Origin of the sequence: Caballeronia eucalypticola (genome assembly GCF_047608185.1) — a bacterium.
In the GTDB taxonomy this organism is placed as follows: Bacteria; Pseudomonadota; Gammaproteobacteria; order Burkholderiales; family Burkholderiaceae; genus Caballeronia.
Genome location: NZ_JBLKRU010000002.1, coordinates 407,963 through 427,721, shown reverse-complemented (window position 1 = coordinate 427,721; position 19,759 = coordinate 407,963). Strand labels below are relative to the sequence as shown.

The window sequence follows — 19,759 nt, the reverse complement described above, 5'->3', positions numbered from 1 at the left end:
CACCATTTCAAGGACATCACCGTTGCACGAATGCCCTGCTCCGGCATATTTTACAAGCGTATTATATTCACCGAATGTTTTCCATTTCTAGCGCTTGGTTCTGGCTGTCCGAGCATCTAATGAATTCGTACCACGTGACCTGTCGCGAGTTAGAAATTCAGCGTCGGTCTCGCCGAGGTGTATCAAGATATCGAGTCTCAAGAACGTCGTTTTTTTGGTTCAAAGACCTGCGTGCTTCTCTATGCGGTTTGGTAGATGCAGATCGCTCACCTGAATTTGCCGAGACAAAGGCAAACGATTCGTCGATAACCCGACACCAGCGCTCCCTCCTGATATCCCTGCGCGAAAGAAAAGCAACGTTCAAAACCGGCAGTGCTAAAGCGATCGGCCATACCGCCATGGCCTTCAATGCGTTGCTGGCACGCGTGGCAGAACTGGGATGCCCCTGCTGGCGTTTCTGGAAACGGAACGCCGGGGCGGGTGAAGTGCGGCGCTCGGCCAACTCGATCGGCGTGGCATTCCGTCAGATCGCGGCCGGCAATCCCGACCTGTCCCAGCACACTGACGAGCAGGCAGCGTCACTCGAACAGACTGCGGCCCGCATGGGCGAGCTAACAGCGACGGTGCGTCAGAATGCGGAAAACGCGAGGCCGGCTACGACTTCGGCGATACCGCATCGGAAGTCGTGCTACGCGGCGGGGCGGGGGGTCGTCGGACGTGTAGTAGAGACGATGCACAGGATTTCAGGCAGTTCGACCAATACAGGCGAGATAATCAGCGTGATTAAGGCCATTGCTTATTTGTTAATCCTTCAATTTCGAATCCCAACGACGGTCGATTGACGATCACGCACAAGTCGAACGACTTTCCCTCAAGCGATTTTCCTGTGCGTCAGACGCTCCCAAAACGCTGGCAATAAGCACTCTGTGACCATCAGCGGTGACTGCTGCCGCTCGAACACAGAACGTCGTGCGACGAAACCATGGGGCAAACATCCTGAGACCTGCGCCGCCCCCAACTCGTAGAGGGGATGCCGCGCATTGATGCGTCGACTCGACAGCGTCGACCGCGTTACGCTAACGTCGCCATAAAGCAGTTCTGCCAGAGGGCGTGCACGCAACCGCCGAATCCGCTGCCACACGCCAACACTTGCATTGAGTGGCGTCACACTGTGAGCGGCAACGCAAGGCACGCCGTCAACGGCAAGCACTACCTCGCGTATCCACGCGCGCTTACGCGACGCCAGTTTCAGAGCCTCACGTTCGTCAGGCCAAGGCAGTCCCACTGCTTCACGTGTAACACGCACCTCCACCGTCCCCAGCATGCGTAGGTGTGCAGTGAGTGAGCCCCCCAGTGTCAGCCAGTGTTTTTGATGGGGGGTGAAGCCGGGCATGGACGCCGCACGCCAAGATCCATTGGCGGCGTTGAACTGAATCGGCCTAGCGCGCATGGCGGACTTCGCACGTCGACGCCGGCTCACTGATGGACAGCGACATCTTCATGGCGAAATGTCAGCGGACGATCCTGGCGCTGCTTTTTTCAATCATGCTGATCGCGTCGGCAAGCGGCATCACTGCCGCGTACTTTTGCTGCATGTCGAACAGATTCGCGTCGTGCGGTTCAATGGCGCGGTCACCAACACAATCGGCAAGGACAAGCGGCCGGAAGCCGTACGACATGGCGTCCACGACGCTTGCACGAACGCAGCCGCTCGTCACCGCACCGGCGACAAGCAGCGTCTGCACTGCGCGTTCCGTGAGCCAAGGGGCGAGTTGCGTTCCGAAAAACGCTGAAGGGACCGTCTTCCGAACTACCAGTTCGCCCTTTTCAGGAGTGAGAACTTCCACGATTGCGCTGTTCGGATTGTCCTCGGTCAGCGACGCCATACCCGGAACTTTTATCGAAAAGACATTGCTGTTACTTCCGTCGTCTGCGTAGACGATTCGACTGTGGGCGACAGGCCAGCTATTACGGCGTGCGAGTGCAAGTGCGTCGATGGTGCGCGCGATTGCCGGTCCGATGTTGCCGCCGCCGAAAACGGCTGGATCTGCAAACCCAACAACGAAATCAATGATAAGTAGTCCAATATTACCTCGAATTGGAAGCGGTGTCCCGAAGCCCTGCGCATGATAAACACCCGCTTCGGCGTGATCTGAAAAATCGGTCATCGTGGTCCTTATCCGTGTGGGGTCTTATCCGTCACGCGACCATCGACGACGACAACTTCCTCGTCAAGTCTTACGGTGCAGTTACGCAGCGGAATGTCAATGTGGCAGGTGGTGGTGCGGCTGCCACCACCTTCGTTGTTAGGTCCAAGCGAAAACAGGAAATTACCCTCGAAAGCACGTGCGTCCATTCCGATGGTTGCTTCCCGGTCATACAGGCCGAGCGTCGACCAACGCGCACGAGGTTGCAGTCCCCAGCCAATGTGAGAAATTGCGTAGCCTTCGGGATCGTTGAACGTCTCCATGTAATCGCGCAGCAGCGCTGCGTCAACTCCGCCTTCGATCTTCGTCGCGTAGCCCTTTTCCACTGTGAGCACGATCGGCTCGCTGACATAGCGTTTCTGCGGCAGCAGAATGTCGCCGCGGTCGATCACGATAGTGCCACTCGCTGCCCCGTCGTTCGGGAAGGTCAATGCGAAGCCGCTCGGCCAATGGTCCCAGCGGCCCGGTTCGTCGACAAACCCGTATTCGGCAATAGCCGGGAACTCACCCATCGGACACAGCAGCGCCGTACCGGCCGGCGAGCTCACGTGCATCTCTCGCGCGGCGCCAATCTTGTTGGCGGCAGCAAGCACTCGCTCACGGTCGGCGAGTGTCGGCATCAGCCGCACCAAGACTTCGGGCGGCTCGACAGCAAGCAGAATCTTCGTGCCAGACTTCAGGATATCGTGCTGCTCGGGCGAAAAAAGCAGCGTCATCAGGTCGAGCACAAGGTCACTCTCCTTCAACGCGGCAATGGCAGCGCGGTTACCGGTCAGCGGTGTCGTGCCGAGATACGCTAGCGAGTCACGACTGAACGCCTTCTCGCCATTTACCGGCGGCAAGTCGAGCCGGTTGACGATTGCTCCCATCGACTGCGTTGCGATGAGAGCGCAGGCGAGAGTCTGGGGATGGGTGGAGGAACTGGTCAGAATCGTGACAGTGTGCCCGCGTTCGAGGCGAGACAGCGTAAGCACTTCCTTCCAGGCTTCAACCAGTTGATAGTCGCTGATTGGCATGAGCAGCTCCTCTAGGGATGACGGACAAGACAGCTTTAAACGACCGGTGTACCAAGGAACTCGCCAAATGCCGTGTAGAAGCCTTCTGCGTTGTCCCATGGAATCATGTGCCCAGCGCCCGGCACGCGTACATGCTGCATCGACGGCGTCGCACGTTGCAGTTCAGCGACGTCCTCGTCACGCACAACATCGCCGCGCTCGGCGGTGATCAACAGAGACGGTACGTGCAGTTGTGCGGCGTCTGCGTGAAAGTTGTCGGTATGAAACCCCTCGTAAGATTCAAGCACGGCACGTTCGTCACACGTGTGCAGCCATTCTGCTCTGAGCCGGAGTTCATCGTCCGTCCAAGTCGGCAAGAACGCGCGCATTGATTCGACATCCATACCATCACGCGCAAGCGCCATCGAGTTGACGTACCACGGCGTCTTGCCGGGGTACTCGCGCCGGCCTGGGCCGGAAACCGGCGGGTCCACTAGCACAACTGATTCGAGACCGGCCGGCTTATGCATTGCCGCGCGCGCAGCGATTCTTGCGCCCATCGAATGACCCACGAGCGTGAAGCGCTTTAGCCCCAGCGCGGACGCGAACGCGACTACGTCGTCGCCCTGCGCGTCCAAACTATAGTCGAGCAGCGGCGAGGCCTCAGACAAGCCGCGACCGCGCACGTCGATCACGTAGGTGTCGAACGCCCGGCCGAACACCTCGCCGACAAAACCCCATGTGATAGCGGGGCTGGTGATACCCGGAATCACGATGATCGCAGCGCGTTCGCTGCGCGCGCCGCCTGAGCCGCCGTAGCGGAGATAGTGCTGACGAATGCCGTTCGCCGCGACGTTTGCGCCATACAGGAAATTGGTAGACATCGGTGCCCTGTGAAGATGCTGAGTTCAGTAGGCGCCGGACAGCAACGCGCCCGCGCCTGGTACGATGGCTTCAAGACCGAGTTCATGCAGGATGGACCAGGTGGTCGCGATCGCAGCCGTGATGACCGGCTTGCCAGTCATTGCCTCCACCTTTGCAACCGCCGGCAAAGATGGCATCTGCACGCAAGCGGACAACACGATCGCGTCCGCGTCTTGATAGCGCAGCGTCTGCACGATGGCCGGCAGATTCGCCGCGTCGTGGCGGCCGACTTCCAGGTTGTCAGGGATTTCGAGCGCGCGGTAGTCGAGCACTTCATAGCCTTCATGACGGATATAGTCCACGACCAGTTCCGTCAATGGCTTCATATACGGTGCAACGACAACGATGCGCTTCGCGCCAATTGCCTTCAGCGCGTCGATCAGGGCGCCGGCACTGGTCAGCACGGGCGCATGCGCGCCATTGCTGGCCGTGTGCTTCGTGAGCCGCTCCTGCGATGCGCGATGGTAGCCGTGGCCCATGGCCATGATCGCGACAAGACATGCGTAACCGAGCACGTCAACCCGGGCGTCAGAGAGCTCGAGCGCGCAGCGATCTGATTCGGCGTCCATCGCCGCAAGCTCTTCCTTGACGACCTTCTTCATGCGCATCCGGCTCGAATGGAACGTGAAGCGCTCTGGGCGAATGGCCTCCCGCAGTCGCAACATGGCGGGAATCTCTGTTTCCATTGTGGTGTTGGAGCTCGGCACGATCTGGCCGATACGATAAACCTTGCTCATATCTGTTCGCCTAATAGGATAGCCAAGCTTTCGTTAAGCCGCTGCCGCAACACGTGGCTGGAAGTCAGCCGCGTTATATGCGTATACCCAGTCTGTCTGAATGCCTGAAGCATGCGGATTGATCCATGACTTGAACTCGTAAATGAGATCGCGTTTGCGCTGAGCGAAAAGAGTCGGCAGGTGGTAAGTCCGGCCACGCTCTCGGGATTCCAGTTGCACGCGGCTGGTACGGGGGATCCGTTCCTCTTCATAGTCGCGCAACGCGGCAGCGACATCGGCGCCGTGCGCGGCTAAGGAACGTGCGAGCACGTAGCCATCCTCGATTGCCATCGCCGCGCCCTGCGAGAGGAACGGCAGCATCGGATGCGCGGAATCGCCCAGTAAGGTGACCCGCCCTTGTGACCACGTTGTCATTGGGTCGCGGTCGAACAAGCCCCACTTGAATACGGAATCGACGCGTTCGAAAAGCTTGATAATGTTGGGATGCCAGCCAGCGAACGCAGCAAGCAACTCCTCGCGGCTGCTTGGCGCGTTCCACGACTCCTCGACCCACTCGGCAGTTTCGTTGACCGCGACGATATTGACCGCCTGCCCACGCTGAACGTAATACGTGACGACGTGCGACTTCGGTCCGAGCCAAAACGACGAATCCGGGCTGACGAAATCGAACGATCCATCCACAGGCACTACGGCTCTGAAACACATATTGCCGGTGAACTTCGGCGCATCGTTACCGAAAAGCTTGCTGCGCACCGTCGATCGCACACCGTCCGCGCCTACGATCAGATCTGCTTCGAACTCCGAACCGTCTTCGAAGATTGCGACCGCGCCGTCGTCACTCGACCTGACATCAACGCACCCGGCAGAAAGCGTGGCCACGCCCTCCGGCAGCGATTCAACAAGCAACCGATGCAGATCGGCACGGTGCACGTGGAAAAATGGGGCGTTATACAGACGGGGGCACTCGTCAGCCAACGGAATGCGGAAGATTTCCTTCGCCGTGTCCCAATTTCGCCCAACGATGGCCTGCGGCAGAAATGCGGCTTTGCGCAGTGCTTCTCCAAGGCCTAGCGCCTCAAGTACCTTGACGGCATTAGGCGTGACCTGAATGCCAGCGCCGACCTCGCCGAAAGCGCTCGCGCGCTCGAAGATGCGTACGTCGAATCCACGCTGTGCGAGCGCACTCGTCAGGGCCACGCCTCCTATACCCCCGCCGACCACGCCAATCCGAAGTTTCCTAGTCATCTTGCTTCCTCTCCTTGCATGCTTGATAGACCCAGTCATATTTGACGCGGCAATCGCCCTGACACCGCGAAGCTACTTAACGATGCAGAGATACGCGTAAGGCTCCGCCGATTTGCTGCATGGCGGAATGCATCGCCTCCGTTACTGCCGGTGTCAGACCGCTGTTTCCGGTCTCGGCAATCATGCTGTCCAACACTTCGGCCGCGTCCGTCGACGCTTGGTCGGGAAGGACCGCAGCGATCGCTTTAAGGGCACCTACGAGACCAAGGATGTGTCCCCGCAAGGTATCGAGTTCATTTTCCATAGATCACTCCTCCATAACTTTTGATCCAGTTGCTGGTAGATGGCGAAATACATGTGTATGGGTCGTCATCCGTAAAAATTAGTATATACAATTAATTATATTTACGTACAATTAATAGTGAAAGCGTATTTTCGGCGAGTATCGGCAAGGGATCACCCAGCCGCTCGGAGCTCTAATGCTTGAGCTAACTCATTCTCCCTACTGATCTGGTCACCCGATAACACGTAGCCCGCGATTGCTCCACCCTCTTCGACGAACGTCGCATATACTCCGCCGCTCTCGCTCTTTTCCATTTGCCACAAGCCGTGCGTACCGACAGGTGGCAAGAGGACGCGTACGGGGTGCGCTGTTGTCTTGACGTCGATTGGCATGGGCGGATAGTGCACAGGCGTGGTTGTGCCCGTCAGCGTTGCAGCCAACGCCCGCGCTCCATGCTGAACGGGCTCAAGAAACGGAAGTACACTGCCGTCCACTTCCGCGCAGTCCCCGATCGCATAGATGCCGAGTGCAGACGTCTGTAAATATCGATCTACGACGATGCCTCGGTTGATCTCAAATGACGGCTCGACGCGCACCGTCTGCGGATCAAGTCCGATCGCGGCAATCACCACGTCACACTCGATATGAAGACCATTGCGACCGGTTATCAGAATCTGGCGGCCATCGGTCTCTGCCATATCGATGGACTGGATCATCGAACCCGGATGCCAGCGCACGCCTTCGGCGACTAATGCCTGCGTCACCGCATCTGCTGCATCGGGGGGCAGGAAGCGCTCAAGCATGCGCGTGGATACATCAAGCAGATCGACACCATAGCCGCCAGCCAGCAAGTCATTCGCAAGCTCACAGCCGACCAGTCCAGCACCGATTATCGCCACTTTTGATGCACCGTCGAGCCGAGCAAGTAACGCCGCGTAGTCCGAAATACTATTGACGGACAGCACTCGACCGACTGCATTGCCAGCAAACTGAGGCGTCCGCGCTCGCGCCCCGAGCGCGAGCACCAGCTTGCCATACGCCACCCGCCTTCCGTCCGACAGATGCACGCAGTGCGCTGCCGAGTCGATCCATTCGACACCTGCATTCGACTCGATCGCGATATTCAGCCGCTTCGCCATCTGCTCTTTTGGTGTCCCCGACAGTTGCGCCAGACTCATCTTCTGCGCGAACGCGTTGGACAACATCGGCTTCGAATATTGGTTGCCGTCCTCGCGGCTCAGCATCAGCATGCTGATCGTCCGATCGCGGCGCCGTATTTCACGGGCTACTGTATAGCCCGCAAAGCCGGTGCCAACGATAACGACAGGGTATTCGGCGTCGCGACTCATCGTGTCACCCTGTCAGACGGGTACGACAATCAAGGTATCGACGCAACCCGAATCGAGTACGGCGATCTTCTCGCGAAACCGCAAGCCTTCCGGCGTCTCGACGATCTCGTCGTGCCAGACCCCGGACAAGAACAACATGCTGTCGCCACTTTCCAGCGTCCGCACAATGCCAAACCCCATTCGGGCTCGGATCGTCCCGTTATCAGTGGATTCAACATGCAGCGCACCAAGCAAATGCCGGTAGCGCTGCGGCTCGAAGATATTGGCCTTTTTCATCGAGTTGATCCGGTCAATCAGCATGCCCTTGCTGTTGCACTGGACAATCCCGATGGGCAACGACTTGCGATAGGCCTCGCGCGTCGTGATCTGGTAAAAACACACATCTTCGAAGAATTCAGGCCATTGTTCGAATCGCTCTTCGTCGATGCAGTCGGCGTAGGCGTCGTACAGCGGCCTGACGCGATGGAAAAGTTCGGTAGATCCCGACACGGTAGTGTTCCTTCGGTAAATAGAGCTGTTGTGAGTACTGCGGCGCTACCTGTGTGACCAGGTTACAGTCCCATGTACTTGCGATAGGTCTGCCAGAACCCGCGTACGGACGCCTCACTGACACGCGACTCCTGGCTCTCGACCGATCGCCCGCCCATTTCAAGCACGGTCTCGCGGCCCTGGTTGCCAACGATCGCTCGCTGCACGAAGCTGCCGATCACACCATCCTCCATGGACACAAGCCCGGCCGGTCCAACGAGATTGCTCAGCGCGACGCGAATGTCGGTCTGTTCCTGCGTATCCGACTCGAAACCGAACATGATCCACACAAGCTCACAGCCGTTCACACCGCGCGGGATCAGCAAGCGCAAGGCGAGCGAGTTCTGGATTTGCTGGACGATCAGGTTGGGGAAAATGCCTTGAATGGCGTGCGTGATGCCGTCTTCGAATTCCGGCCAGCTCTTCAGTATCCGGTCATCGTGCAACGCGAATTCGTCATTCTGTGCGCGCAGGCTACCGCTCTCGTAGTCCGTACCGCTGCCCGAATCGGTCGCCATTTTTGAGTAGCTGATGTGGTGACCACCGTCGCCCTCAAGCACCAAACCGCCCTGCATTGAAAGCCGGTTGAGCTTGAAGGTGGTGAAGAATGTGTGCAAGAGACTCGCGTGATAGGAATCCTTGACGTTCTCCATGTACAACTTCCAGTTGTTGTGCATGTACTGCGAGAACGTGCCGAGAATGCGAACCTTCTTGGAGAAAATACGCCTGATATGAGCGACCATCTTGGGGCCAAGAAACGTTTCCAGATCCGGCGCTGCTTCGTCAAACGAAACGAACAAAAGACCACACAACTCCTGAACGCGCAGCTTCTGAAGATTGTGATCGCAGGTGCGAAAATCGTCCGGCAAGCCCCCCTTGCCGCGCACCCCCTTGTGAAAGGCGACCGTCTTCAGGTTACCCTCAAGATCGTACGACCAGTTATGGTAGACGCAGGTAAACGCATCGCGATTACCGGTTTTTTCGTAGCACAACGTCGACCCGCGATGCGCGCAACGGTTCACGAAGGCACTGTAGGTATCAGCCGAACTCTTCACGACCACGACCGGCGTATCGCCGACAAAATTGGTCTTGAAGTCACCTATGGCCGGGACTTCCACATCGACGCCCACAAAATTCCAGATCGGGCCCTTGAACAAGAGATCCTGTTCGCCCTCGTAAAGCGGCTCGTCCGTATAGATCTCGAACGGAACGCGGCTCACCCCAGCTTCCGGCCATTGGATACGTTGTTCCCGTACTGCTACATCACTCATTCTCGCCTCCTGAAGTTACATTGGGCACGATCTGTCTCGTACGACATCCCCATTCATAAATTGCTGCGCCGTTTTTGTTGAGCAGCGCCTAGGCCGATGCTCAATGCCCGGCGCCCGGGATGTGAACCCAGACTTCGTCGCCTCGCACATCCACCTCGTAAGTCGCCAGATCGACGCTCAGTGGAGAGCACAGCGCTTTACCCGAGCGGATATCAAAACGCCCTTGATGCAAGGGACACTCGATTTCGCCGTTCTCTTGATAGCCATCACTTAGTAGAGCAAACTGATGAGTACAAATGTTCGATGTTGCATACACAGCACCATCGACCAGATAGACCGCGAGCCGATGCCCCTGGACACTGCACGCAGCCGGGTACTCCGGCGACAGATCGGACAGTCTTGCGACGTTAAGCCAAGACATGTTTACTCCCACAAGAAACGCCGCAAGGCGGCAAACTTACGTTACCGCAGTGATTGGGTACACACTGCACCGTTCAGCAATCGTATATCGCATTTTATAGATTCGCAAGTTGTTTTCATTCACATGCATCTAGATGCCTATATTTATGGCCTTGCAGGGCATGTCGGGCGAGGTTTTCGTCAATTTTCGAGCTGAATTATATATTTGTACATCCGTACAATTTTAGAAAATCATATGGATAGGGCCGATAGAGACTGTTTCTCCGACAGTTGAACCAAGTCAACCGGCATCTCCGCCGCGTGACCGAGAACGATTTTGGATCACTGATGGATTCGGGCCGATGCAACATCGCAGATAACGCCCCTCTCCCGCGCCAGCTAAACGCCTCGTGCTGTCTTCGATGCCATACAAGGGTTTACCCCCTCTATATCTAATTATATGGCTAGATAATATCTCTACACGGCGATGGGTTCCGACGACAGCATGCACATACGCTGCTCGCCGAGCCGGTTTTTGTAGTTCGTTCTGCACCCTTCGGCCCCGCCAAGTGGCGTCCTGTGCTCAAACACGCCGGGTCCGAAGGTTCATCGAGTCCCGGTTCCGGCATCGCAGTGGAGAGAAGTCTTGGAAACACGTACGTTAAACATTCACGACATCATTGATCGCCATCGGATCGGGCGGACGCAGTACGTCGCCCTCGGTCTCTGTGCGCTGCTCATGCTGTTCGATGGTTTCAACACGCAGACCATCAGCTACATCGTGCCGGTTCTTGCAAAGGATTGGCATCTGCCTAAATCGATTCTGGGCACCATTTTTTCGGCGGCGTTCGTCGGTTTGCTGATTGGAAATTTTGGCGTATCGCCTCTGGCGAATCGTTTCGGCCCCAAAAAGATGACGGTCTTGTCAACCGCCGCTTTTGGATTATTCACACTACTAACTGTTTTTGTGACGAACGTGCCCCAGTTGATTGCACTGCGGGTCCTTACCGGCATCGGCTTGGGAGCCGCCGCGCCTTGTGCTATCGGTCTTACCTCCGAATTCAGTCCAAAGAGGACGCGCGCAACATTTGTTTTATTGATTTACGTGGGCTATTCCCTCGGATTTACTGTCGCTGGCTTCTGCTGCGGCGCGATGATCCCGAATTTCGGCTGGGCCGGTCCTTTATGGGTCGGTGGCCTTGGGCCCATTGCACTGACACTGCTGCTCATTCCTTTCTTGCCTGAGTCTTCCTCGTATCTCGCACGCAGTAGGCCACCGAGTGACCTCCTGCAGGTGACGCAACGATTGTTTCCCCAATTCATCCTACCCGAAGGCGCAGTCCTAACCTCTAACGACGACAAGAGCAACGACACGCATGTAAGCGGCTTATTCTCCTCGCATCTGCGCGTGGGTACCTTTTTGCTGTGGGGCGTGTTCGTCATCAACCTCGCGGAATTTTATTTCCTGCAAAGCTGGTTACCGACGGTACTTCATTCGCTTTCCTATTCGCCCGAATTGATCGTCTGGGCAACTGCAGTCAGCACTATCGGTGGTATGGCCGCGGGTCTCGCCATGGGACCGTTGATGGACCGTATCGGCCCGTACATCATCCTGTTCGCGCTTTATCTGTTCGGCGGGATATCAATGCTGGCAATTTCTTTCGCGCTGGATGCCGCGCCCTGGATCCTTGTACTCACGGTGTTCTGCTGCGGCTTTTGCATCAGTGGCGGCCAAAAAGGCGTTGTCGCCCTCGGTTCCCTCTTCTATCCAGCAGGGCTGCGCGCAACCGGAGTCGCGTGGGCATACGGTGTTGGCCGACTCGGCGGCGCAGGAGGCACTTATCTGGTGGGCGTGCTATATGCCGCGAATTGGGCGCCCGACGCAATTTTTCGCGTCGCGGCAGCGCCGGCCGTTGTCGCGTCGATCTGTGTTGGACTCATGGGCTGGCGTTACAGCACTCCCAGGTCGCTCCCATCGTCCGTGGTAGCCCGGGACGTTTGAAGGACCAGTAGCCATCGTCCGCGGGCGCGATCGGCGTGGTCGAGGCAATGAAACGCTCAACATCTAACGATTTCGCAACACGGTCTCCGGCGCGGAGTCCCGACGCGAACACTTCGCCGAATCAAGCGTTGCGCAATTCAGCCATAACTTCCTATCCCAAAGCCGTCGAAGAGCGTTTGGTCTGGAAATGGATCTCAAATAATGCGTTCGTTTTTCTATATTAATTAGGAGTCTAAAATTAAAAATCTATTGGTTGTTGTCGGTTTTTGCGTTGTCTCAAGCTACGCTAATGCCCAAAGCTCAGTCACGTTGTTCGGTCAGATCGACGAGGCGATTGCGTACATTAACAACGCGGGCGGCGCCTCATCGTACCGGATGCGCAGCGGGACTTGGATAGGCTCCCAATGGGGACTGGCCGGAACTGAAGATCTGGGTGGCGGCTACAAGACGTTCTTTCACCTGGAGAACGGCTTCGACATAAACACCGGCAAGCTTGCGCAGAATGGTCGTGAGTTCGGGCGGCAATCCTACGTGGGAATTAGCAGCCCTTATGGCAATTTGAGTTTTGGTCGGCAATACGACGAGGTCGTCGACTATGTCGGACCGATCATGGCGAATGGCCGGGGCACGGCGCCTATCTATGACATCGACAACACGGGCAACGACTGGACGACCAGCAACGCGGTCAAGTACACCAGCCCGGTCTACCGGGGTCTTTCAGCATCGGCCCTATATGCGTTTGGCGGAGTAGCCGGCCAATTCTCCACCAACAGCGTGACCAGCTTTGGCGCCGGCTATACGGCTGGTCCCCTTCAGATCGGCGCAGCCTACACGTCAGTGCGCAATCCCTACGCCACGTGGTTTGACAGTACGGGAGCGTCGAGCATCCTGATTTTCGGGAAGTACCTGGCCGCAGCGCGAGATCTGAATATTGCGGCCGGTGGCATATCGTATAAATTCGGCCAGCTTATCGCCCGTGCCGGGATCTCACATTCGAATCTGACCAATTCAATCAACGGTGCCGATGCCCAGTTCAACATCTATATGGCGCAGGCTGACTACTGGGTGACCCCGACCCTGCGTCTTGCGGCCGCGGTCGACGTGATAAACGGCAGTATTGGGTCGATTGATCAACATCCTAAATATCGGCAATACAACCTGGTCGCCGACTACTATCTCTCCGAACGCACCGACCTCTACATGTGGGCCATATATGGAACGGCTGGCAGTGGCGCGACACAAATGCAGATCGGTCAGCTAACCGCGTCCTCAACTAACGAGCAGTTCAATATCAACTTCGGTATTCGACATCGGTTTTGACCCGACAGGATATTCTGTCGGATCAGAGAGCAGACGCCGTTACACCGGCGTCGCACCGCCGTCACACGTCACTCAGAAAGATCGAGCCAGATTCAACTTATAAGTCGAGGACGATAGCTGAAGACGGTATCGCCTGGCATGCCAGAGCAATATCCGGTTCATCCAGTTGTTGTCCACTGGCATGTTGAAACTGACCCGCAAGGACTTTGACTGCGCAGCTTTCACACTGACCAACCCGACATCCGCTGGGCGCTGAAATGCCCAGACTTTCGGCGAAAGAGAGGAGACTTCCATCGGCGCTCGTCCATGTCGCAGTCTTGCCGCTTCGATGAAACTTCACCGCGAATGCGAGGCCAGAAGGAATTCCTACACCCACGGAACTCTCCGATACAAACTGCTCGCTAAAAATTCTGAACGGCAGCACGCCACGCTCGCGAAGACTCGCAGTCACGTCTTTGACCATTGGCGAAGAACCGCACATATAAAAACGCGCGCCCCGGCTAACCAGTTCCTCGGGGATCAATTCTTTCGAGATGCGACCGCGATATTGATAGTCTTGCCCTTCCTGATCTGAATCCAGCGGCGCTGTGTAGCAGTTCACAACACGAAGAGTGGGTATACGCCTTTGATGCTCAACCAATTCATCCTTGAACGCATGCATCGAGCTGTTCTTGTTTCCGTAAATCAGTATCGTCTCATGTGTGCTTGCAGTACTGTAAAGCGAACGAATATACGAAATGAATGGTGTGATACCAATACCCGTTGCGAGGAGCACGACTGGATCCCGAGTATGTATTGGAATTGTGAACGCCCCCGCAGGTGCAGCCACCTCGACAAAATCTCCGATCTTCAGTGTTTCATGAACGAACGAAGACATGACGCCGGGACTCTCTTTGACTCTCGAGTGCTCGCCAATACAAAGCTCATAAGTCGTACGACCTTCTACGCTTGCAGCACTTACCAACGAATATGCCCGCTCGATAAATTTGTCGGCGACCCCGCACGCACTGCGGATTTTTAAATACTGTCCGGGGACGAAGTTTGGAAGCAACCGTCCTCGATGCGACTCCAGGCGTAACCACCTTGCGCCTTTTCCTTCAAAACGCAGTGCGCTTACCCTCATTTTCTCGAATCCGCGCCACGACAGGTCATTAACCAGTTCAATGCTGCACCGCACAGCCTTATGGTTGGTTGATCCGCTAATGGGATCACGCTGTTCCGACGAGACTAGATAATTGAAGTTGGTATTTCCCTCTCCCGTTATCTTTGCCTCAGAAATACCAAGCCCTTCCGAGCCTTCCCAAAAACCAAAATCGCCCACTAGTACATTGTCATGTAAGCGGCCTTCTATCTCCGCCACGAAACACGCGAAGCCTGAGTTTGACGTAACGCGCACCCACTGTCCGGCATGGATACCAAATCTGGAAGCAACCGCTTCGTTCATCTGAATGACAGGATTGCGCGCCCGCTTGCGCAGGCTGGTGATCGAGCGAAACGAACTGTGCGTGTAGTAACCGCTCTTCACGGAAGTCAAGACCAGCGGGAATTGATCATCCGTCTCAGCCTGTTGCAGGTGGAACGGTAGCGCGGGATATCCGTATCGCAGAAATTTTTCCGAATACAATTCAACTCGACGTGTTTCAGTAGCAAAGCCAACTGCTTTGCCATCTTTTATTTCCGCGTATTTTCGATTGCGGTGTTCAAGAGGGCGGACCATCCGATAATCGTTTCGCCGTAGGTCGTCCACCGTGAACCCCAGCGGGGCAAGCATATAATTCCATCCGGCTTCTATGCTCCCCCCAAAAAACTCTTTACTGAACCCAAGCCTGCATGCAAGCTCGAAAACGATTTCGAGATCTGATCGACTTTCACCTCTAGCCTTAACGAATGCAGGGCGAAGCTGGATGAGATTTTCCGCGTCCTCACTGATCTCGAAGCCGATCCTAAGCGACTCGCGTTCCCATGGTGTACTTACAGGGAGAATAATGTCAGCGTGACGCGCGGTAGGGGTTTCGATCATGTCGCAGTGGACATGAAACTCGGTTTGCTCCAGTCCAGCCTTGATCTCTTCCACATCGGACTGGGTTGCAAGATGATTCGTGCCAAAGCCTAAAATGGCTCTGATCCGGTATGGTCTGCCAGATTTGATCGCACGGAAAACGTCAGTCGGCTTGACACGCCCCTCAGAGGGCGGACCAATCGGCCGCTCAGAAAGACCAACAGCTTTCGCAAGTTGCGATTTTTCTATCAAGTCGGGCTTATCGACCTTATTGACTGGCTGTTTCGTATATATACGATTGCAGCCTACATCATCGAAACAGCCGCGCAGCGCATACAACGTAGCAATCGCTCTCTCCGTTTGCGCAGCGTTGGGACCCTGTCCCACGCCTGTCCAGGCGTGGTATGCGATCTTGTTGCTCGATCCGATCAACTCTGCGGCCTGCATGAGTTTTTCGGTCGAAACACCTGTTACAGCCTCTACCTTTTCAGGGTTCCATTCTGCGCACTGCGCTCTGTACAAGCTGAACGCGGTATCACAAAAGTCTTCTCCATTTAATGTGTCGATCTTCAACGAAGCATCCAACTCGAAATCGGTGCTGCCCTGATCCTCGGCCGCCATCGTCGTGTCGTAAGCCCGCGGCGCGCATGACCTCTTGTCCCAAACGACAAAACTGTCATTGCCGTCAGGCCAGATATCTTTTCCACGAAGGAAAAGGCCCGTCTGCTTGCTGACAAGAAGCGGCGAATTTGTCCAATTCCTGACGAACTCATCGTTGTAGCGGGACTGAGAAAGTAAAAGATGCGAAAATCCTAAAGCGAGCGCGGCATCTGTCCCAGGTTTGACCTGAAGCCAAACATCCGCTGTTGATGCGAGAGGAGTAGGACGCGGGTCAACCACAATAAGCTTTCCACCGCGCTTGCGTCCCTGAGCGATCGCTTCAGACTGCGCGAGCCAAGTGCTCGTGGGATTATGTCCCCAGAGAATAGACAATTCGGAATGAGCGTAGTCTGCGGTCGGTATGGCCACTCCAAAAGTGAATTTATGTGCGTTGTCCTTGTGCCAGTTACAGATCTCCGTTGAGCCAATAACGTTTGGACTACCAAAGACGCGTACGAATCGATCGATCCACTCTATCGAATCCCCAATCGCAGTTCCACTCTTGGTGGTGACAGCGAACGCCACGGCTTCAGCTCCCGACTCACTGCGAATCTTAGACAGCTTCGATGCCACCGTTTGAAGTGCTTCCTCCCACGATATCCGGACCCATCCTGGGTCGATCGCATTCTTCGGGTTCGTCCGCTTCATTGGGTAGAGGATTCGATTTGAAGCCTCGATAATCTCTGGGCCGGCCCGCCCCTTCATGCACATGGCAGCACCGGTCGGGTGATTAGGATCGTTTCGTACCGAAATAAGCCGATCTCCATCTACCGTATTGATGGTGCCACATTGAGAACGGCACAATGTGCAGAATCCTCGAATCTCTTGCATAAATAGCCCGCTCCAATTCCTTCCGTGCCTTGCCAATCAAAAGTGTCTATGCGCGGATCGCGCACACTACAGTCTGTTCATCAAATTAAACGTGCAGGGTTTGCGCTAGATTCACAAACGCTGCCCGGCGGGATCTTTTTCGAGTCGCTAATTCCGTACAGGATGGAATGCGAACCTGGAAATTCTGAGCTCTTGACCGCCGTCAGAATCTATGTCGAAGATTGACCCGAACCGCCACTTGGCTGGACGTACTCGACGCCGTCAATGATTGAATGTTCGCCACTGCCGGTGCTCCCGTTGAATCGGTACCCATTGCCCGCTGCCAAACGGTAACGAGGCCAATATCAGTCATTCTGGAGAGAGCATAGTTAAGCCCCGCATTCCACTGCAGATATTGGGCTGTACCGGTTCTTGAATAAATGAAAGCGCCGCCGGCCTGCAATGACGGAATAATTCGGTAAAGTACATTCGCTTCAAGATCGTTGAACTGTGGCGTACCGCCGCGATGCGGCGTGGTCGGCGTGAAGTCGACATTCTTAAACCGGGTGTTTGAATAGATCACTCCAATATCGAATGCACCAATCTGATAGACCCCGCCGACCGCTGCAATCTGCAGTGTCTCAGCCGAGGCATATCCGCTGTACACAGGAGACGTGACCGGTGACGTGTAGCCGGTCTGGCCTGGCAAAGTAGTCCCGCCATAAGCCGAAATCGAGGGATCGTTCATATTCAGATATCCGGCAGCAAGACTAAGACTTCCGACCTTGTATCCCACTCCGAAAGACATTGCTCGCTGCTTCGTGAAGCTGCCTGGCTGCCCACCAGGAGCGTACATCGCCTTGAATGAGAGGCCGGAAAGGTTGGGACTTGCGTATTGCACGGAATTGTCGAATCTGATCGTCGACTGCATGTTGTCAACGTCACCTGGATGCGCTCCCGTCCAACCCGCCCATCTGATCGCGCTGCTGAGAGCACCAACGTATTGACTTAACGGTTCATATTGCCGACCCGCAGTGATAGTTCCAAAAGGTGCCGCGATACCCACAAAAGATGAGCGACCAAACAACCGGCCGTTTTGGCCTAATTTCCCAGTTGAAGTATCAAATCCATTCTCAAGAGTAAAAACGGCTTTGTAACTGCCACCAAGATCTTCCGCACCCGTCATCCCCCATCGACTTGTGTTGGTCTGACCGGTCGTAGCCTGAACAACGGATCCGCCTTTTTGATTATTCGTGTAAATAAATCCGTCCTCAACAATGCCATATAGAGAAACTGACGACTGCGCGAGTGCGGCCCCGGAAAATAAAATGAATGGTGCTGCTAAGTAAAATTGAAACGCAGATACAAATTTTTTCATTGCGATTCTCCAGAACCTATTGAGGTCACGGCCTTTAGTCCGGTGACTTTTTGATTTTTTGGCTATCTTTAGCAAACCTAACCATCGACTTTTTGTTTCGCAAAATCGTTTTCAATCCAGGTTTGAAACCCGAATACATTACAGCTGTCCAACGTTCCTTGTTTCCCTAAGTAGTGTTAGCGAACGTCGCCTTGCGCTTTGGGCGACTCAGATAGACCATCTCGGTTTGCGCTATATCGCCAACCCATGATCGCTACGCAAATCGAAGCGGCTAATGCCGGAACGGCGGCCGCACGAAAAATCGCGTCGGGAGACCAGTCTGCGGCATACAGGACGCCCGCGAGGTATGTTCCGCCAGCACCACCGAGCCGGCCGAAGCCATATGCCCATGCGACTCCGGTCGCGCGAAGTCCCGCGGGATAAAAAAGTGAACCTAGCGCGACAACACCTTTCTGACCGCCACCGACACCAAATCCGCAGCAGAACACGGTAAATATGAGTAGCCCGCTTTCGCCACCGAGCACGGCGGATATCGCCACCATCGCAAGACTACTAAGCAAATAAAGGCCTGACAGAACCATGTATGGGCCGACGCGATCGATCAGCGGTCCCATGACCACGCCGGCGACCATACCGCCGACACTGCTAAGCGCTGTCGCCCATACGACAATGTGAGTCTGATAAGAAACCGACGTAAGGACCGTCGGCAGCCAGCTTTGCAAGAAGGAAAATTCTCCAGTGCTAAGAATAAACACCGCCCAAATCAGGAACGTTCCTGTGCGCCGCTCTGCCGAAAAAAGACCCGTTACGTCGGTGCTGTTAGTCTTCGAATCGTTTGAGGTGACACTTGTCCCAAGCGGCAGATCCACATGCGGATAAAGCCTCTTGAGCATCAGAAAAAGGGTCTCGCTACCGTGCCGGCGTGCAATGTAGGGTGCTGACTCCGGAATGAAAGGTAGTAAGAAAAAGGTGAGTACGAGCGGGCCAATTCCTCCTACCCACACCGGACCAGCCCATCCGTGGGACGGAATAAGGGCGCCGCTGCAGAAACCAGCCACGGTGTAACCAAACGAATATCCAACGTACGTAAGCATCACGAAGGTTGCACGGAACCGTTTTGGGCTGAACTCAGACGTGAGTCCGACGGCACAGGGGACCGCTGCTCCAAGGCCAATGCCTGTTAGCAGTCTTAGGGCAATCAATTCGTTGGCATTTGTCGCAAGCAACGTCAGCAAGGTTAACAGACCGATTGCTGTTGTCGAGATGACCGCCATTTTTTTCGGACCAAATCGATTCGCAAGAGGTGAAATACCAAAGTTCCCAATCAGCAGTCCTACGAAAGCGGCTGAAAATATGGTACCCAGAATGGATTTCGGCAGATGCCACTCTTTGGCCAGAACCGGCACGTAATAGCTAGCGACTTGTATGTCGTATCCGACCGAGAGCAACAGCAGCGCGAAAAGAACAAGCGCGACAACCTGCGTTCTCTTGATGGGCTCACGATCGATTACATCGTGGATGTTGATATTAGCTCCTGCCATCATGGCTCCAGATTCAATGGGCGTATCGACCGTGTAGGTCTATGAAGGAAACACCAACCCCTAGCAGACCGTTCGTTGAGGCAAGTTCGTGCTGGCAGTACAGACTATTAT

General features: G+C 55.5%; 16 protein-coding genes and 1 pseudogene. 3 read left to right on the top strand and 14 right to left on the bottom strand.

Annotated features, from left to right (window positions below):
- Positions 1-119 precede the first annotated feature (119 nt).
- Positions 120-842, top strand: a complete 723-nt coding sequence (locus ACMX25_RS04115; RefSeq protein ID WP_414948255.1) for a hypothetical protein — start codon at positions 120-122, stop codon at positions 840-842.
- A gap of 50 nt (positions 843-892) precedes the next feature.
- Here ACMX25_RS04115 and ACMX25_RS04110 read toward each other — a convergent pair.
- From ACMX25_RS04110 to ACMX25_RS04060, 11 genes and pseudogenes are all read right to left on the bottom strand, one after another.
- Positions 893-1,450: pseudogene (locus ACMX25_RS04110) on the bottom strand (chorismate--pyruvate lyase family protein); the annotation flags it as partial.
- Positions 1,451-1,511: 61 nt separating this feature from the next.
- A complete protein-coding gene (locus ACMX25_RS04105; protein WP_414948254.1) occupies positions 1,512-2,168 on the bottom strand; it encodes an isochorismatase family protein in 657 nt (218 codons plus the stop codon).
- Positions 2,169-2,176: 8 nt separating this feature from the next.
- On the bottom strand, positions 2,177-3,223 hold the full coding sequence (locus ACMX25_RS04100) for a 2,5-dihydroxypyridine 5,6-dioxygenase (protein ID WP_414948253.1): 1,047 nt from the start codon (positions 3,221-3,223) through the stop codon (positions 2,177-2,179).
- A gap of 35 nt (positions 3,224-3,258) precedes the next feature.
- On the bottom strand, positions 3,259-4,086 hold the full coding sequence (locus ACMX25_RS04095; RefSeq protein ID WP_414948252.1) for an alpha/beta fold hydrolase: 828 nt from the start codon (positions 4,084-4,086) through the stop codon (positions 3,259-3,261).
- 24 nt (positions 4,087-4,110) lie between these two features.
- Positions 4,111-4,863, bottom strand: coding sequence for a maleate cis-trans isomerase family protein (locus ACMX25_RS04090; RefSeq protein WP_414948251.1), 753 nt, complete (start codon positions 4,861-4,863; stop codon positions 4,111-4,113).
- A 33-nt stretch (positions 4,864-4,896) separates the two neighbouring features.
- Positions 4,897-6,108, bottom strand: coding sequence for an FAD-dependent monooxygenase (locus ACMX25_RS04085; RefSeq protein WP_414948250.1), 1,212 nt, complete (start codon positions 6,106-6,108; stop codon positions 4,897-4,899).
- Positions 6,109-6,184: 76 nt separating this feature from the next.
- Positions 6,185-6,412, bottom strand: coding sequence for a hypothetical protein (locus ACMX25_RS04080; protein ID WP_414948249.1), 228 nt, complete (start codon positions 6,410-6,412; stop codon positions 6,185-6,187).
- Positions 6,413-6,564: 152 nt separating this feature from the next.
- On the bottom strand, positions 6,565-7,740 hold the full coding sequence (locus tag ACMX25_RS04075; RefSeq protein ID WP_414948248.1) for an NAD(P)/FAD-dependent oxidoreductase: 1,176 nt from the start codon (positions 7,738-7,740) through the stop codon (positions 6,565-6,567).
- Positions 7,741-7,752: 12 nt separating this feature from the next.
- Entirely contained in the window at positions 7,753-8,229 is a 477-nt protein-coding gene (locus ACMX25_RS04070) for an aromatic-ring-hydroxylating dioxygenase subunit beta (protein ID WP_414948247.1), read from the bottom strand.
- Positions 8,230-8,291: 62 nt separating this feature from the next.
- Positions 8,292-9,539, bottom strand: coding sequence for an aromatic ring-hydroxylating oxygenase subunit alpha (locus ACMX25_RS04065; protein ID WP_414948246.1), 1,248 nt, complete (start codon positions 9,537-9,539; stop codon positions 8,292-8,294).
- Positions 9,540-9,639: 100 nt separating this feature from the next.
- On the bottom strand, positions 9,640-9,960 hold the full coding sequence (locus ACMX25_RS04060; protein ID WP_414948245.1) for a non-heme iron oxygenase ferredoxin subunit: 321 nt from the start codon (positions 9,958-9,960) through the stop codon (positions 9,640-9,642).
- Positions 9,961-10,584: 624 nt separating this feature from the next.
- Here ACMX25_RS04060 and ACMX25_RS04055 point away from each other — a divergent pair.
- On the top strand, positions 10,585-11,940 hold the full coding sequence (locus ACMX25_RS04055; RefSeq protein ID WP_414948244.1) for an MFS transporter: 1,356 nt from the start codon (positions 10,585-10,587) through the stop codon (positions 11,938-11,940).
- A gap of 249 nt (positions 11,941-12,189) precedes the next feature.
- Positions 12,190-13,260, top strand: a complete 1,071-nt coding sequence (locus tag ACMX25_RS04050) for a porin (protein WP_414948243.1) — start codon at positions 12,190-12,192, stop codon at positions 13,258-13,260.
- 97 nt (positions 13,261-13,357) lie between these two features.
- On the opposite strand, the gene ACMX25_RS04045 is transcribed toward ACMX25_RS04050, so the two are convergent.
- From ACMX25_RS04045 to ACMX25_RS04035, 3 genes are all read right to left on the bottom strand, one after another.
- On the bottom strand, positions 13,358-16,750 hold the full coding sequence (locus ACMX25_RS04045; protein WP_414948242.1) for a molybdopterin-dependent oxidoreductase: 3,393 nt from the start codon (positions 16,748-16,750) through the stop codon (positions 13,358-13,360).
- A gap of 202 nt (positions 16,751-16,952) precedes the next feature.
- The gene (locus ACMX25_RS04040) at positions 16,953-18,107 is read right to left on the bottom strand and encodes a porin (RefSeq protein WP_414948241.1); all 1,155 of its coding nucleotides are present in this window, start codon (positions 18,105-18,107) and stop codon (positions 16,953-16,955) included.
- 176 nt (positions 18,108-18,283) lie between these two features.
- On the bottom strand, positions 18,284-19,651 hold the full coding sequence (locus ACMX25_RS04035; RefSeq protein ID WP_414948240.1) for an MFS transporter: 1,368 nt from the start codon (positions 19,649-19,651) through the stop codon (positions 18,284-18,286).
- Positions 19,652-19,759: the final 108 nt, after the last annotated feature.